General features: G+C 69.7%; 16 protein-coding genes. All 16 read right to left on the bottom strand.

Going from position 1 to position 14,501, the window contains the following annotated elements; all coding sequences use genetic code 11:
• Positions 1–8 precede the first annotated feature (8 nt).
• The 16 genes from ACIPY8_RS10370 to infC all read right to left on the bottom strand — a co-directional run bounded on the left by ACIPY8_RS10370 (position 9) and on the right by infC (position 14,350).
• Positions 9–974: an NAD-dependent epimerase/dehydratase family protein gene (locus tag ACIPY8_RS10370; protein ID WP_400817753.1), complete on the bottom strand. Its 966-nt coding sequence runs from the start codon at positions 972–974 to the stop codon at positions 9–11.
• A 68-nt stretch (positions 975–1,042) separates the two neighbouring features.
• The gene (locus ACIPY8_RS10375; RefSeq protein ID WP_400817755.1) at positions 1,043–1,456 is read right to left on the bottom strand and encodes a type II toxin-antitoxin system PemK/MazF family toxin; all 414 of its coding nucleotides are present in this window, start codon (positions 1,454–1,456) and stop codon (positions 1,043–1,045) included.
• On the bottom strand, positions 1,368–1,601 hold the full coding sequence (locus ACIPY8_RS10380) for a hypothetical protein (protein ID WP_400817757.1): 234 nt from the start codon (positions 1,599–1,601) through the stop codon (positions 1,368–1,370). The genes ACIPY8_RS10375 and ACIPY8_RS10380 overlap by 89 nt, the downstream gene beginning before the upstream one ends.
• A 66-nt stretch (positions 1,602–1,667) precedes the next feature.
• Positions 1,668–4,172, bottom strand: coding sequence for a phenylalanine--tRNA ligase subunit beta (pheT, locus tag ACIPY8_RS10385; protein ID WP_400817759.1), 2,505 nt, complete (start codon positions 4,170–4,172; stop codon positions 1,668–1,670).
• Positions 4,172–5,212, bottom strand: coding sequence for a phenylalanine--tRNA ligase subunit alpha (gene pheS / locus ACIPY8_RS10390; protein ID WP_400817760.1), 1,041 nt, complete (start codon positions 5,210–5,212; stop codon positions 4,172–4,174). Before pheS ends, pheT begins: the two co-directional genes overlap by 1 nt.
• A gap of 51 nt (positions 5,213–5,263) precedes the next feature.
• Positions 5,264–6,199, bottom strand: coding sequence for an amino acid ABC transporter permease (locus ACIPY8_RS10395; protein WP_400817762.1), 936 nt, complete (start codon positions 6,197–6,199; stop codon positions 5,264–5,266).
• Positions 6,196–6,843, bottom strand: a complete 648-nt coding sequence (locus tag ACIPY8_RS10400; RefSeq protein ID WP_400817764.1) for an amino acid ABC transporter permease — start codon at positions 6,841–6,843, stop codon at positions 6,196–6,198. The genes ACIPY8_RS10395 and ACIPY8_RS10400 overlap by 4 nt, the downstream gene beginning before the upstream one ends.
• A 71-nt stretch (positions 6,844–6,914) precedes the next feature.
• Positions 6,915–7,823: a glutamate ABC transporter substrate-binding protein gene (locus ACIPY8_RS10405; RefSeq protein ID WP_400817766.1), complete on the bottom strand. Its 909-nt coding sequence runs from the start codon at positions 7,821–7,823 to the stop codon at positions 6,915–6,917.
• A 66-nt stretch (positions 7,824–7,889) separates the two neighbouring features.
• The gene (locus ACIPY8_RS10410; protein WP_400817768.1) at positions 7,890–8,639 is read right to left on the bottom strand and encodes an amino acid ABC transporter ATP-binding protein; all 750 of its coding nucleotides are present in this window, start codon (positions 8,637–8,639) and stop codon (positions 7,890–7,892) included.
• Positions 8,640–9,003: 364 nt separating this feature from the next.
• On the bottom strand, positions 9,004–9,981 hold the full coding sequence (locus ACIPY8_RS10415) for a TAXI family TRAP transporter solute-binding subunit (RefSeq protein WP_400817770.1): 978 nt from the start codon (positions 9,979–9,981) through the stop codon (positions 9,004–9,006).
• Positions 9,978–11,354 (bottom strand): ATP-binding protein, encoded by a 1,377-nt coding sequence (locus tag ACIPY8_RS10420; RefSeq protein ID WP_400817772.1) that lies wholly within the window; start codon positions 11,352–11,354, stop codon positions 9,978–9,980. The genes ACIPY8_RS10415 and ACIPY8_RS10420 overlap by 4 nt, the downstream gene beginning before the upstream one ends.
• A 7-nt stretch (positions 11,355–11,361) precedes the next feature.
• Positions 11,362–12,030: a response regulator transcription factor gene (locus tag ACIPY8_RS10425; RefSeq protein WP_400817774.1), complete on the bottom strand. Its 669-nt coding sequence runs from the start codon at positions 12,028–12,030 to the stop codon at positions 11,362–11,364.
• Positions 12,031–12,107: 77 nt separating this feature from the next.
• The gene (locus tag ACIPY8_RS10430; RefSeq protein WP_400817776.1) at positions 12,108–12,920 is read right to left on the bottom strand and encodes a TrmH family RNA methyltransferase; all 813 of its coding nucleotides are present in this window, start codon (positions 12,918–12,920) and stop codon (positions 12,108–12,110) included.
• Positions 12,921–13,023: 103 nt separating this feature from the next.
• Entirely contained in the window at positions 13,024–13,410 is a 387-nt protein-coding gene (rplT, locus tag ACIPY8_RS10435) for a 50S ribosomal protein L20 (protein WP_045252681.1), read from the bottom strand.
• Between the two features lie 33 nt (positions 13,411–13,443).
• Entirely contained in the window at positions 13,444–13,638 is a 195-nt protein-coding gene (gene rpmI / locus ACIPY8_RS10440) for a 50S ribosomal protein L35 (protein WP_060927878.1), read from the bottom strand.
• Positions 13,639–13,711: 73 nt separating this feature from the next.
• Positions 13,712–14,350, bottom strand: coding sequence for a translation initiation factor IF-3 (gene infC / locus ACIPY8_RS10445; protein ID WP_400820314.1), 639 nt, complete (start codon positions 14,348–14,350; stop codon positions 13,712–13,714).
• Positions 14,351–14,501 lie beyond the last annotated feature (151 nt).

Genomic DNA, 14,501 nt, shown 5'->3' on the forward strand with positions numbered 1-14,501 from the left:
CGGGCGTGTCAGTCGAGCAGACCGAGCAGCTCGAGCTCGTCGTCGCGCGTGAGGCCGGCACGGCGGGGGCGATCGACGCCGCGCTCGTTCTCGTCGGCGACGACGCGCGCGATCGTCGCGTCCAGATCCCTGAGCTCTCCGCCGGCGGCTCGGTACCGGTCGTTCGACCGGCTCATGAATCCGGTCATCTCCGCGGGCAGCCACAGCGGCAGCGACCGCTCGCCCATCCAGTACTCGACATCGTGCGCGCGGAGCCACTCGTCGCCCGCGGCGCGTGTGTCGCCCCGATGCGCGGCGACCGTGCGCACCCGCTCGATGACCTCTCCGAGCGGATGCCGGTCGCCGATCGCGTTGACCGTACCCGTCGCCGTGGTGGCGACGACGAAGTCGGCGAGGTCGTCGACGTCGATCACCTGGGTGAGCCGATCGCCCGCCTCAGGGAGGAGCACCGTGCCGTCGCCGTCGCGGAGGAACGCCGCGGCCCAGTAGCCGAACCTGTCGCTGGGGTCGCCGTCGCCGACGATCAGCCCCGGTCGCACGATCAGGGCGCGGTCGCCGAGCGTTCGCACTGCCTCTTCGGCGGCGACCTTCTCCGCGCCGTAGTCGTACTCCGTACCCGGCTCGGCGGCGTCGAGCAGCGGTGCCGTCTCATCGGCGTTCACCGTCGCGTCGTCGGCGTACACCGACATCGACGACACATAGGTCCATCGCGCGGCGCGATCGCCGAGCGTCCCGACGGCCGCCCGTACGTGATCCGCTCGCGACGAGACGTCGACCACATGGTCCCAGTCACGCGCGGCGACGATGTCGAACACGTCGGCGGCGTCCCGGTCGCCGATCACCAGCGTCGCACCGTCGGGAGCGGGACGTCCGCCGCGGGCGAGGCACGTGACCGTCGAACCGGAGAGCAGCCAGCGCTGCGCGATGCGGCCCGAGAGCCAGCCCGTTCCCCCGAGGATCAGCACATCCGTCATGACCCCATGTCACCAGCATCCGGCCGCAGAAGGAAGCCTCTTCTGCTCCCAGCGGAGGTGGATACGGCTCAATCCTGATCAGTCAGGACGAGGGCGTCGAGGTCGAAAGCGAGGATGACGGCCCGCGCGAGTTCGGCTTCCTGCCGCTCGGAGAGGTATCCGATCGTTCGCCCCAGAGCCGTGATCGGGATGGTCACGGTGTTGTCGACCGAGATCGCGCTGGGGCGATCGAACCCGTCGAGGGGTCCGACCGGCACCTCGCTGCTCAGCCCCTTGACGGTCGAGGTGATCGGCGCGACGGTGACCTTGGTCATCGCCGCTCTCGCGGCTTCGCGTGTGAGGACCACGACCGGACGGGTCTTGTCGAGCCGAGCGAGACAGATCTCCCTCACGTCAGCGTTCGATCTCGAAAGAGCCGGCACCCCAGTCGACGACCCCGTCGAGATCGTCTTCGGCACCGCGCCGCTCGAGGATCTCGGCATCGCTCTCCGCGGCCCGTCGTCGCAGTTCCCGTTGGATGGCGATCGTCACGAGCGCGGTGCGGCTCGGCACGACGCCGGAGGCGACGAGAGCGTCGAGGGCGGACACGGTCGTGTCAGGCAGGCGTACGGCGATCTGAGTGCTCATGCACCGAGGATACGCCTACTGCATCCCATATCGGTATGCAGTAGGCGTATCGTCGGAACGCCCAGGTCAGTCGCGGATGACGGCGCCGAAGCGCTCGGCCGCGACCGCGACACCGGCGAGCTTGGCCTCGGTGGCCTCCGCGGCCGTGAGAGTGCGGTCGTCGGCGCGGAAGCGCAGCGCGAACGTGAGGCTCTTCGACCCCGCGGCCACACCGTCGCCGCGGTAGTCGTCCACCAGGCGCACCGACTCGAGCAGCGCACCCGCGCCCTCGGCGAGCGCCGCGCTCACGTCTCCGGCGGGCACGTCGGCGCCCACGACGAGCGACACGTCCTGCGTCGCGGCGGGGAACGTCGACAGCGAGGCGGCGATCGACTTCGCCCCGGCGAGGGCCAGGATGCCGTCGAGGTCGATCTCGACCACCGTGGCGCGTCCGGGGAGGTCGGCGTCGGCCGCCACATCCGGGTGCAGCTCGCCGACGTAGCCGACCTCGACGTCGCCGACCATGAGCACGCCCGTGCGTCCGGGGTGCAGAGCGGCGCGCTGCGCCTGGGCGACGTCGATCGTGACGCCGGCGGCCTCGCCGATCACGCGCACGGCGTCGAGCGCCTCACCGAGGCCCGCGGCCTCCGCGGCACGGCCGGGCTGACGCGCGACGACGTTGCCCGTCAGGAGCACGGCCACGTGGCGGTGCTGCGGCGGGATCGAGGCGTTCAGCTCGGCGAGCGTCTCGTCGGAGGGACGCACGCCCAGGGGCGGGACCTCGGTCGTGCCGTACTCGACGCCGGGTTCCGGCAGGAACACGACGCCGGTCTCGAACAGGGCGAGGTCGGTCAGGCCGCGCGAGATGTTGCGGTGCGCGATCTGCAGAAGACCCGGGATGAGAGAGCGACGGAGGAAGGGGGCGGCGCCGTCGAGCGCGTTCGCGAGACGGATGCTCGGCAGGTGCTCCCCCGAGGCCGAGCCGTGCAGGTCGTTCTGCGCGTCGGTCGTGAACGGGAACGACGGCGTCTCGACGAGCCCCGCGGCGGCGAGAGCGTTCGCGACGCGGCGACGGCCCTGCTGCAGCAGCGTCAGGCCGCGGCCGGACGGCGGCGTGGGCAGCACCGACGGGATGCGGTCGAGCCCGTGGATGCGGGCGACCTCCTCGGCGAGCGACCACTTGTCGGTGAGGTCCGGTCGCCAGGTCGGCGGGATAACGGTCCAGCCGGCGTCGGAGTCGGTGACCTCGGCGCCGATCGTGGTGAGCGCATCCCTGATCTCGGCATCCGTGTAGTCGACGCCGATCAGGCCCTGCACGAACCCGGCGGGGAGCTCGATCTCGCCCACGAACACCTCGGCGAACAGCGCGCCGCCCTCGTCGGTGAGTGTTCCGCCGGCGAGCTCGACCATGAGATCGGCCGCGCGGCGGGCCGCGACGAACGGCACGAGCGGGTCGACGCCGCGCTCGAAGCGCTTGGACGCCTCGCTGGGCAGCTTGTGCCGGCGGGCGGTGCGGGCGATCGTGATCGGATCGAAGGTCGCGGCCTCGATGAGCACGTTCGACGTCGTCTCGCTCATCTCGGTCGTGCCGCCGCCCATGACGCCGGCGAGGCCGATCGGACCGGACTCGTCGGTGATCAGGAGGTCCTCGACGTGGAGCTTCCGCTCCTGCCCGTCGAGAGTCGTCATCTTCTCGCCCGGCGTCGCGCGGCGCACCGTGATGCCTCCGGCGAGCTTGTCGAGGTCGTAGCCGTGCAGCGGCTGCCCGATCTCGAGCATGACGTAGTTCGTGATGTCGATCAGCACGCCGAGCGAGCGCATGCCGGCGAGCGACAGGCGCGCGATCATCCACGGCGGGGTGGGGCGCGAGGGGTCGACGCCGCGCACGACGCGCGTGACGAACTCGCTCGCGCCGACGTTGCCGCGCACGGGAGCGGCGTCGTCGACGATCGCGGTGTGGCCGGAGCCCGGCTGCAGTTCGGCGAAGTCGCGCTCGGCGGGGTCGCGGAACGCCGCGCCCGTCGCATGCGAGTACTCGCGGGCGATGCCGCGCACCGAGAAGGCGTAGCCGCGGTCGGGCGTGACGTTCACGTCGACCGCGACGTCGTCGAGGCCGAGCAGCGCGATCGCGTCGGTGCCGACCGGCGCGTCGAGTCCGAGGTCGGACAGCACGACGATGCCGTTGTGCTCGTCGCCGAGTCCGAGCTCGCGCGCCGAGGCGATCATGCCGTCGGACACGTGGCCGTAGGTCTTGCGCGCCGCGATCGGGAAGGGCCCCGGCAGCACGGCACCGGGCAGCGTCACGACGACCTTGTCACCGGCGACGAAGTTGTGCGCGCCGCAGACGATGCCGCGCACGCCGCCGTGAGCCTCGCCCACGTCGACCTGGCACCAATTGATGGTCTTGCCGTTCGACTGCGGCTCGGGCTCGAGCGAGACGACCTGTCCGACGACGATCGGGCCCTGGAGCTCGAAGCGGTGGACGTCCTCCTCCTCGAATCCGACCGACACCATCGCCGCGAGGACGTCCTCGGGCGTCGCATCGGCTGCCACATCGACGTATTCACGCAGCCACGAGAGCGGGACGCGCATCACACCACCATCCCGTACTGCTCGCTGAAGCGGACATCGCCCTCGGCCATGTCGCGCATGTCCTGCACGTCGCTGCGGAACATCAGGGCCCGCTCGACGCCCATCCCGAACGCGAAGCCGCTGTACACGTCGGGGTCGATCCCCGCCGCGCGCAGCACGTTCGGGTTCACCATGCCGCATCCGCCCCACTCGATCCAGCGCGCGCCGCCCTTGAAGGTCGGGTGCCACAGGTCGAGCTCGGCGGAGGGCTCGGTGAACGGGAAGAAGTTCGTGCGGAAGCGCGTCTTCGCCTCCGGCCCGAAGAGCTGGCGCGCGACGTGGTCGAGCGTGCCCTTCAGGTGGGCCATCGAGATGCCCTTGTCGATCACGAGGCCCTCGAATTGCGTGAACACCGGGAGGTGCGTCGCGTCGAACTCGTCGGTGCGGTACACGCGACCGGGGCACAGCACGTAGATCGGCACCTCGCGGTCGAGCATCGAGCGCACCTGCACCGGGCTCGTGTGCGTGCGCATCACGAGGTGACGGGATGCGGGGTCGACGTAGAACGTGTCCTGCTCCTGACGGGCCGGGTGGTCGACGTCGAAGTTCAGGGCGTCGAAGTTGAACCACTCGTGCTCGAGCTCCGGCCCCTCGGCGATCTCCCACCCCATGCCGACGAAGATGTCGGAGATCTGCTCGCTGAGCAGGGTGAGCGGATGCCGCGCGCCGACGCGCGTGCGCGAGGGCACGGCCGTGATGTCGACCCGCTCGGACTCGAGTCGCGCGGCGACCTCCGCCGCGGCGAGCTCGGACTCCTTGGCCGCGAGGGCCTGCGTGACGCGTCCTCGTCCCTGGCCGACGAGCTTGCCGAACGCCGCCTTGTTCTCGGGTGCGACCTGACGCATCGAGGCGTTCAGGACGGCCAACGGCGATCCCTCCGCGACGTGCGCCGCGCGGGCGGCTTTCAGCTCGGCGGTGTCGGCGGCGGCGGCGATGGCGTCGAGCGCCGCCGCGACCGCGGCTTCGACCGCATCCGGGGTGATTTCGAGAGACTCAGACACGAGAGTCGAGTCTACCGGCGCACGGTGACGCGCTCAGACGCCGAGTCGTCGTCAGCGCCCCACCGAACCGTCGAGCCCACTGTCCCCGCCTTGGAGCGCGATGAGCTCGGTGTTGGTGCCGTCCTGGTGCTGACGGGGGTCGCGTCCGCCCGCCGGTCCGCCGGGCGCGCCTGCGCCTCCCCGGAGCTTGGGCGAGCGTCGCGTGCGGATCTCGAGCCAGCGGGCGACGCCCGACAGGATCAGGCACATGATGATGTAGATGCCGCCGATCACGAACGCCGACTGCAGCACGGGTCGTCCCTGCTGCGAGGTCAGCTGCTTCGCGAAGTACAGAAGCTCGGGGTACGTGATGATGAACCCGAGAGCGGTGTCCTTGAGCGTCACGACGAGCTGCGCGACGATCACGGGCAGCATCGCGCGGATCGCCTGCGGCAGGAGGATGAGGCGCATGACGCCGCTCTTGCGCAGGCCGATCGCGTAGCCGGCCTCCTTCTGTCCGCGAGGGAGCGACTCGACGCCGGCGCGGAGCACCTCGGCGAGCACGGACCCGTTGTAGACCATGAGCGCGAGCACCACGGCCCAGTACGGCTCCATCTTCACGCCCACCGTGGGCAGACCGTAGTACAGCAGCATCATGAGGACGAGCACGGGCACCGCGCGGAAGACCTCGGTGATGACGGTGACGGGGATGCGGATCCACGCGTGATCCGACAGACGTCCGATCGCGAGGACGAAGCCGACCACCAGGCTGAGGACGCCGGCGAGGGCGAACGCCGCGAGCGTGCGGCCGAGGGCGCCGAAGATCTGCGTCCACACGGCGCTGAACGTGAAGACGTACCAGCGGGAGGCGTCGAACTGCCCGCTGACCGCGAAGCGCCAGAGGATGAAGCCGAGCAGGGCGAGGATGACGACGACGGTCGCCACGCCGAGGAGGCGGTTCCGCAGGATCGCCTTGGGACCGGGGACGTCGTACAGGACGGAAGTCATCGCGCGATCCTCCACTTGTTCTCGAGATACCGCTGGAGCCAGCTGAGCAGCAGGACGAGGGCGACGAAGATCGCGGCCACCCAGAGGAGGACGACGAGCGCGTTCTCGCCCCGCTCGCTGAGGTAGGAACGGATCGCTCCCAGTTCGAGCACCGAGAAGCCGGCGGCGACCGTCGTGTTCTTGAGCAGGGCGATGAACACGCTCATCATGGGCGGGACGACCGAGCGGAACGCCTGCGGCAGCACCACGAGGCCCATCACCTGGCCGAACGGGAGCCCGATCGCGCGAGCCGCCTCGGCCTGCCCGACCGGCACCGTGTTGATGCCGGCGCGGAGCACCTCGGCGACATAGGTCGCGGTGTAGATGCCGATCGCGAGGATGCCGAGGATGGTCGTGCTGAGCTTCGGCAGACCGAGCTGCGGGTAGCCGAAGACGAAGAAGAAGAAGACGAGCGTGAGCGGGGTGTTCCGGATGAGGTTCACGTACACCGTGCCGACGCCGCGCGCGATCGGGACCGGCGAGACGCGCATGGCGCCCACGATGATCCCGAGGACGAGTGCGAGGACACCGCCGCCGAAGAAGATCAGCAGGGTGTTGCCCAGCGCCCTTCCCCACAGGTCGGTGTTTCCGAAGATGACGTCCACGCCGTCCTCCCCTTCTGAGTTCTGAGGAGGGGGCGGCCGCAGCGGACCGCCCCCTCGAGTCGTTCAGTCGATCAGTCGACGGCCGGCTGAGTGACCTCGATGCCGGAAGAACCGAGGTTCTTGTCGAAGATCGCCTGCCAGATGTCTCCACCGTCGGTGAACATCGTGTTGATGAACTCCTGCAGCGCGGCGTCGTCCTTCGCGAGGCCCACGCCGTAGCGCTCCTCGGTGAACGGCTCGCCGACGACCTTGAGGTTGTCGGGGTCCTGCGCCGCGTAGCCGATCAGGATCGCCTGGTCGGTCGTGACGGCCTGGACCTCGCCCGAGAGCAGCGCCTCGACGCAGGCGGAGTACAGGTCGAACTCCTTGGTCGGGACGTCGGGGTAGTTGGTGCGGATGTTCTGGATCGGCGTGGAGCCGGTCGCCGAGCACACCGTCGTGTCGGGGCCGAGGTCGGCCTCGCTCTTGATGTCCTCGTTGTCGGCGGCGACGAGCAGACCCTGGCCGGTGATGAAGTACGGACCGGCGAAGGCGATCTGCTCCTTGCGCTTGTCCGTGATCGAGTAGGTGCCGACGTAGTAGTCGATGTCGCCGTTCGTGATCGCCTGCTCGCGGTTCGCCGAGGCGATCGGCTTGAACTCGATCTTGTCCTCGTCGTAGCCGAGCGAGGCGGCGATCCAGCGGGCGATGTCGACGTCGAAGCCGGTGCGCTCGTTGGTCGTCACGTCGAGGTATCCGAGACCGGGCTGGTCCTCCTTGACGCCGACGACGACCTTGTCGCGCTCCTTGATGGCGTCGAACGTGGGGCTGCCCTCGAGGTCGACGTCCGTCGCGACCTCGAACCAGGTCGAGTCCTCTCCGCCCTCATCGCCGCCGGTGCCTCCGCCGGGGTTCGAGGGGCTGCCGCTGTTGCAGGCGGTCAGGGCGAGCAGTGCCGCGGCCGCGATCCCGAGGCCTGCCAGTGTCCGTGTGCGTCGCATGTGCGTCTCCTTCGTGTGCTGTGTGTGCAGGGTCTGTGAAGTGTGCGGGTCCGCGTGGTGCGCGGGTCAGTGGGTCAGGAGCTTCGAGAGGAAGTCCTTGGCCCGGTCGCTCTTCGGGTTCGTGAAGAACTCCTCGGGCTTCGCCTCTTCGACGATCTGGCCGTCGGCCATGAAGACGACCCGGTCGGCGGCCTTGCGGGCGAAGCCCATCTCGTGCGTGACGACGATCATCGTCATGCCCTCCTGCGCGAGCTCGACCATGACGTCGAGGACCTCGTTGATCATCTCGGGGTCGAGCGCGCTGGTCGGCTCGTCGAAGAGCATGACCTTCGGGTGCATCGCGAGCGCACGGGCGATCGCGACGCGCTGCTGCTGACCGCCGGAGAGCTGCGCCGGGAGCTTCGAGGCCTGCTTCGCGACGCCGACGCGCTCGAGGAGTGCCATAGCCTCCTTCTCGGCGTCCGCCTTCTTGAGGCCGCGGACCTTGATGGGGCCGAGCGTCACGTTCTCGAGGATCGTGAGGTGCGCGAACAGGTTGAACGACTGGAACACCATGCCGACCTCGGCGCGGAGGGTCGCGAGGCCCTTGCCCTCGGCGGGGAGCGCCTTGCCGTCGATGCTGATCGATCCGCTCGTGATGGTCTCGAGGCGGTTGATCGTGCGGCAGAGCGTCGACTTGCCCGAGCCCGAGGGGCCGATCACGACCACGACCTCACCGGCGTTGACCGTGAGGTTGATATCGGTGAGCGCCTGGAAGTCGCCGTAGTGCTTCTGCACGTTGTCGACGACGACGAGCGGCTTATCAGAGGTCATCATTTCTCCAAACTAGCCACGTCGATGGCGCGGCTCCAGGCGGGTTCGTCGAGATTTACACGTTCGTAATCCCGTGATCGAGCCGTCTCCGCCCGAGCACCGGAGTGCCCCACGGTCCGCCCCCGCAGACCGTGGGGGCGTCCCTGCCGCTGCGTTCCTCCCCCACGGGGAACGGAGCGGCAAGCCTCCGATCGGATGCGATCGCGGGCCGATCCGAAGGGATGCCGAAGCCCGCGCCTACAGGAAGGGCGAGGGCGTACTGGCATCTGAATTCTCCGTCGAATCGTGCGCGATCGACCCCAGATTGTCAGAGTGCCCCCTCCTCAGGAGAACTTCTTGAGCGTTTCTTGAGATGGCGGCCGGCGCCTCAGTCGCGTTGACCGCGGAAGTACTCGACGGCTCCGGGGTGCAGCGGGACCGGTCCCGTGAAGATGGCCTGCGTCCGGTCGAGGAACGAGGCGACCGGCACATCGTGCGCGATCGACGTGCGCGCGTCGAAGAGTCCCACGAGCACGTCCCGCACCACGCCGTCGGGGGTGTCGGCCGCGGTGACGAGGTAGTTCGGGACGGCGAGGGTCGGCTCGGACTCCTCGATCCCGTAGAGACCCACCGGCAGGTCCGCCTGTCGGTAGGCGTGCGAGTAGCGCTCGTTGACGTCGGCGACCCATCCCTGCTCGATCGGCAGGAGTCGCACCGGGGTGCTGCGCGCGAGGTCGGCGATGCCCGGCGTCGGGATGCCGCCGACCCAGAAGAAGCCGTCGATCCTCGAGTCCTGGAGCGCCTGGATGGAGTCGGCGAGCGCGAGCTGCGGATCGTCGATCGACGCGACGTCCACGTCGGCGGCGTCGAGCACGCGCGAGGCGATCACATTGACCCCGGAGTTCTCCGCGCCGAGCGACACCGCGCGTCCGGCGAGGTCGGCGAGCTCGTCGATGTCCGAGTCCTCCCGCACCACGACGTGCAGGTACTCGTCGTAGAGTCGCGCGACGGCCTGCACGGGCAGCGGCTCCGCGAAGGCTCCGACCCCTGCGACGGCGTCCGCGGCGGCGTCGCCCTGCGCGAAGCCGAGAAGCGCCTCCCCCGACGTCACCCGCAGGAGATTGTCGACCGACCCCGCGGTCTGCTCCGCGTCCACCTCGAGGTCGTACCGGGTCGAGAGCTCCTCCGCGAGGCGCGTGCCGTAGGCGAAGTACACGCCGTCGGCACCTCCCCCGGCGATCGCGACCGGCCCCGCCTCCCACTCGCCGGAGCGCGCGCCGCACCCGGTCGCGAAGGCGACGGCGACGAGCACGAGCGTCGCCGCGAGGACTCTGCGCGCCGTCGGACGCCGGATACCGCGGGTCATGCGGTCGTCCCCGCCGGGAGCACGAGCGTGACGAGCAGTCCGCCGTCGCCGGGGGCGTCGACGACGAGCGCCGCGTCGACCGTGGCGAGCAGATCGGTCGCGATCGCGAGCCCCAGTCCGGAGCCCGGCGTCCCGCCGTCGTCGTCGCTGCGCCAGAACCGGTCGGTCGCGTACGCCGCCTGCTCGACCGTGAGACCCGGTCCGTTGTCGCGCACCGAGAGCCGACACACCTCGCCGTCACGCCGCGCCGAGACCTCGACGACCGAGCCCGGCGGCGAGTACTTCACGGCGTTGTCGATCACCGCGTCGAGCGCGCTCTCGACGATCGTGCGGTCGGTCACGCTCAGGACCGCGTCGCGCGCGGTGGTGCGCATGAGGATCCCGCGCTGCGCGGCCACGTCGCGCCAGGCGTCGACCCGACGACCGGCGAGGGTGGCGAGGTCGACGGCCGAGATCGTCGTGTCGAGGCGGCCGCCGCGTGCGAGACCGAGCAGCGTCTCGAGGATGCGCGTCATCCGTCGTCCCTCCTCGCGCGTCTCCTCCACGTCGTCGCGCCAGTCCTCGTCGAGTCCCGTCGCCAGGTGCTCGACGCGCAGCAGCAGGGCGTTGAGCGGGTTGCGGAGCTCGTGCGAGGCGTTCAGGGCGAACTCCTGCTGCCTCGTCATCACCCGTTCGATCTCGTCGGCCATCCCGTTGAAGACCCTGGTCATCCGCCGCAGCTCCGGGGGCCCGGTGTCCTCCGCGACGCGCGCGTCCATCTCGCCGCGCTCGATCGCCACCATGGCCTCGTCGAGTCGGCGCACGGGGGCGAGCACCCAGCGCGCGAGCTGGCGCACGAGCAGGATGCCGACTCCCACCGACAGGAGGGCGACGATCGACAGCACCACGATCTGCTGGATGATCTCGGCCCGGGGCGCGGACGTGTCCTCGGACACCATGACCGCGCCGATGACGTCGCCGTCGTCGAACACCGGCTCCACCAGCGAGGAGTCGGCGACGCTCCACGGGAACACGGGCTCCGGGGCTTCGGCGCGGCGTCCGGACAGCGCGAGCCCCACCCGCGCGGCCTCGTCGTCGGTGAGCACGTCCCCCTCGGCGTCGCCGGCCGCCCACGTGCCGCCCGACAGGTCGAACACCACGACGTCGATGCCGTAGACCTCATGGAACCGCTGCACCTCGGCGTCGATCACCGCGGCGCTCCCCGAGCGCAGCGCCTGCCGCGCGCTGGTGACGAAGTACGCGAGATCGCCGAGCTGCTCGGTGTAGAACGCCTGCTGGATGCTGCGCGTCGCGCTCCAGGTCGTCGCACCGCCGAGCGAGAGCAGGATCGCGATCAGGGGCACGAGGAAGACGACGACGAGGCGCCTGCGCATCCGCGGCTCACCCCGCCAGCCGGTAGCCGACGCCGCGCACGGTCTCGATGATGCGGCGCTGTCCGGCCTTCTTGCGGATCGCCCCGACATGCACCTCGAGGGAGTGTCCGAAGCCCCGCCAGTCGGTGTTCCAGACCTCGCGGATGAGTCGCTCCTTGGGCACGGCGACACCCGGATAGCGGGCGAGCACCGCGACGATGTCGAACTCCTTGCGCGTGAGCTCGATGGGCGAGCGGTCGACGACGACCTGCCGCGCCACGAGATCGATCTGGACGGCTCCGTCGTCGACCTGCACGATCGCCTCGGTCTCCGGGCGCACAGGACGCGACCGCCGCGTCACGGCCTCGATCCGGGCGAGCAGTTCATGGACGTCGTAGGGCTTGACCACGAAGTCGTCGGCGCCGGCGCGCAGGCCCTTGATGCGCTCGGTGACCTGGTTGCGCGCCGTGACGATCACGATCGGGACCTCGGAGCGCCCGCGGATCCGCCGGCACAGGTCGATGCCGTCGACATCGGGGAGGCCGAGGTCCAGCAGCACGACCTCGGTGTCGGCGCCGAGCATGGCGAGCGCGGTGACGCCGTCGGCGGCGCGGGCGGTCGCGTAGCCGGAGCGCGCGAGGAAGGCGTCGAGGGCGGCGGCGACGCGCTCGTCGTCCTCCACGATCAGAATCCGCATCGACCCCGGTCCCCTTCTCCGCTCGGGCAGGGGGACAGATTATCAGCCGAGCGATGCGACCTCGGACCGCGGGAGCCTCAGGCCAGTGCCGCGGCGCGCTGCGCGAAGGCGCTCTCGTACAGGCACACGCTCGCGGCCGTCGCGAGGTTGAGCGACTCGGCCCGGCCGAAGATCGGCAGCTTCAGCACGGTGTCGGCACGCTCCAACGCCTCGTCTTCGAGGCCGCGGGCCTCGTTGCCGAACAGCCATGCGGTGGGTTCTGCGAGCATCCCCTCGGCGCGGGCCTCGAGCAGGTCGTCGCCCTTCACATCGGCGGCGAGGACGCGGAGCCCCGCGGCGTGCGCGCGCTCCACCACGTCGGCGAGGTCGGCGCCGACCGACACCGGGAGGTGGAACAGGGAGCCGGTCGTGGCCCGGACGACCTTCGGGTTGTACGGATCGACGGTGTTGCCGGTGAGCACGACGGCGTCGGCCCCGGCGGCGTCGGCCGCGCGGATGATCGTTCCGAGGTTGCCCGGATCGCGGATCTCCTCGCAGATCGCGACGAGGCGCGGCGCGGCGTCGAAGACGTCCTTCACCGCGGTGGGGGTCTGGCGCACCACGGCGACCAGCCCCTGAGGCGTGACGGTGTCGGCCATGGCGTTGAGGACGTACTCGGTGACGTGCTCGACGTCGACGCCCGCGTCCGTCGCCTTCGCCCGGATGTCGGGATGCTTGTCCCAGCCCCCGGGCGTGGCGAACAGCTCGACGATCGCCTCAGGACTGTAGGTGAGCGCCTCGCGCACGGCCTGAGGGCCTTCGAGCAGGTACAGGCCCGTCTCGCTGCGCGCGCTGCGCTTGGTCAGCTTCGCGACGGCACGGACTCGGGGGGACCGGGGGTTCTCCAGCACGGTCCCAGTCTAGGGAACGAGAGACCCTGTGCCGCGGATAACAGCAGGAGAACGACAGAGGACGCCCTCCCGAAGGAGAGCGTCCTCTGTGGTGACGTGCTGCTTACGCAGCCGACTTCGGCGCGTTGACGTCGGAAGGCAGGGCCTTCTTGGCCGTCTCGACGAGCGTCGTGAACGTGGCCGCGTCGTTGACCGCGAGGTCGGCGAGCATGCGACGGTCGACCGTGACACCCGCGAGGCCGAGGCCCTGGATGAAGCGGTTGTACGTGATGCCGTTCTGGCGTGCAGCGGCGTTGATGCGCTGGATCCAGAGGCGACGGAAGTCACCCTTGCGCTTGCGGCGGTCCCGGTACGAGTAGACCAGGGAGTGGATGACCTGCTCCTTGGCCTTGCGGTAGAGGCGCGAACGCTGCCCGCGGTAGCCGGATGCGCGCTCGAGGATGACGCGGCGCTTCTTGTGGGCGTTTACTGCCCGCTTGACTCTTGCCATTTTCCTGTGTTCCTATTCGTGCGTTCGGGCGCGTCAGCGGCCGAGAAGCTTCTTGGCGACCTTGAAGTCGGCCTTCGAGAGCACCTGGTCCTGGTTCAGACGACGGGTGCGACGGCTCGACTTGTGCTCGAGGTTGTGGCGCATCCCGGCCTGCTGCTTCTTCAGCTTGCCGCTGCCGGTGATCTTGAAGCGCTTCTTAGCACCCGAGTGGGTCTTCTGCTTCGGCATCTTCTCTTCCTTCGTAATGCGCCTTCTCAGGCGACGGTGTCAACCCGCGGTGCGGGAGTATGAGGGGCGGTCGTCACTCCGCCGCGGCTGCGGCCGGGGCATCCGACTCGTGCTTGGCGTCGCGCGCAGCCTGCTTCTTGGCGTCGCGGACCGCGTTCTGCTCCTGCTTGGCCTCGGACTTGCTCTTGAGCGGAGCCACGATCATGACCATGTTGCGACCGTCGATGGTCGGGTTCGACTCGACGGTGCCGAGCTCGGCGACATCCTCCGCGAACTTGCGGAGCAGACGCACGCCCTGCTCGGGACGCGACTGCTCGCGACCGCGGAACAGGATCATGGCCTTGACCTTGTCGCCGGCCTTCAGGAAGCCCTCGGCACGCTTGAGCTTCGTCGTGTAGTCGTGCGCCTCGATCTTCAGACGGAAGCGCACCTCCTTGAGGACGGTGTTCGCCTGGTTGCGGCGAGCTTCCTTCTCCTTCTGGTTGGCCTCGTACTTGAACTTCCCGTAGTCCATGATCTTGACCACGGGAGGCTTCGAGTTGGGGGCCACCTCGACGAGATCGAGGTCGGCTTCCTGCGCAAGGCGCAGCGCCGCCTCGATGCGGACGACGCCGATCTGCTCACCCGCGGGGCCGACGAGGCGGACCTCGGGGACGCGGATGCGCTCATTGGTGCGGGGATCGCTGATGCGGAACTCCTTAGACGATGGGATTCGGCCACCGGGATGCTGTCTGCATCTCGGGCGAATTCGGAATCGTCCCCCACCCGCCGGCAGTCAGATGCCGGCTCCGCACCCTGTCTGCCGGATCCGTCTGACGACGCGATCCGGTGGAGTGCAAGACCCGGTAGCCTGGAACGGCAAG

Origin of the sequence: Microbacterium sp. NPDC089696 (genome assembly GCF_044749125.1) — a bacterium.
Lineage (GTDB): Bacteria > Actinomycetota > Actinomycetes > Actinomycetales > Microbacteriaceae > Microbacterium.

What these genes read in the sequence shown, in the direction of transcription:
- ACIPY8_RS10370 (WP_400817753.1), bottom strand. Translation starts at nt 974, where the DNA reads ATGACGGATGTGCTGATCCTCGGGGGAACGGGCTGGCTCTCGGGCCGC.
- ACIPY8_RS10375 (WP_400817755.1), bottom strand. Translation starts at nt 1,456, where the DNA reads ATGCCGAGATCCTCGAGCGGCGCGGTGCCGAAGACGATCTCGACGGGG.
- ACIPY8_RS10380 (WP_400817757.1), bottom strand. Translation starts at nt 1,601, where the DNA reads ATGAGCACTCAGATCGCCGTACGCCTGCCTGACACGACCGTGTCCGCC.
- pheT (WP_400817759.1), bottom strand. Translation starts at nt 4,172, where the DNA reads ATGCGCGTCCCGCTCTCGTGGCTGCGTGAATACGTCGATGTGGCAGCC.
- ACIPY8_RS10395 (WP_400817762.1), bottom strand. Translation starts at nt 6,199, where the DNA reads ATGACTTCCGTCCTGTACGACGTCCCCGGTCCCAAGGCGATCCTGCGG.
- ACIPY8_RS10405 (WP_400817766.1), bottom strand. Translation starts at nt 7,823, where the DNA reads ATGCGACGCACACGGACACTGGCAGGCCTCGGGATCGCGGCCGCGGCA.
- ACIPY8_RS10410 (WP_400817768.1), bottom strand. Translation starts at nt 8,639, where the DNA reads ATGATGACCTCTGATAAGCCGCTCGTCGTCGTCGACAACGTGCAGAAG.
- ACIPY8_RS10415 (WP_400817770.1), bottom strand. Translation starts at nt 9,981, where the DNA reads ATGACCCGCGGTATCCGGCGTCCGACGGCGCGCAGAGTCCTCGCGGCG.
- ACIPY8_RS10420 (WP_400817772.1), bottom strand. Translation starts at nt 11,354, where the DNA reads ATGCGCAGGCGCCTCGTCGTCGTCTTCCTCGTGCCCCTGATCGCGATC.
- ACIPY8_RS10425 (WP_400817774.1), bottom strand. Translation starts at nt 12,030, where the DNA reads ATGCGGATTCTGATCGTGGAGGACGACGAGCGCGTCGCCGCCGCCCTC.
- rplT (WP_045252681.1), bottom strand. Translation starts at nt 13,410, where the DNA reads ATGGCAAGAGTCAAGCGGGCAGTAAACGCCCACAAGAAGCGCCGCGTC.
- rpmI (WP_060927878.1), bottom strand. Translation starts at nt 13,638, where the DNA reads ATGCCGAAGCAGAAGACCCACTCGGGTGCTAAGAAGCGCTTCAAGATC.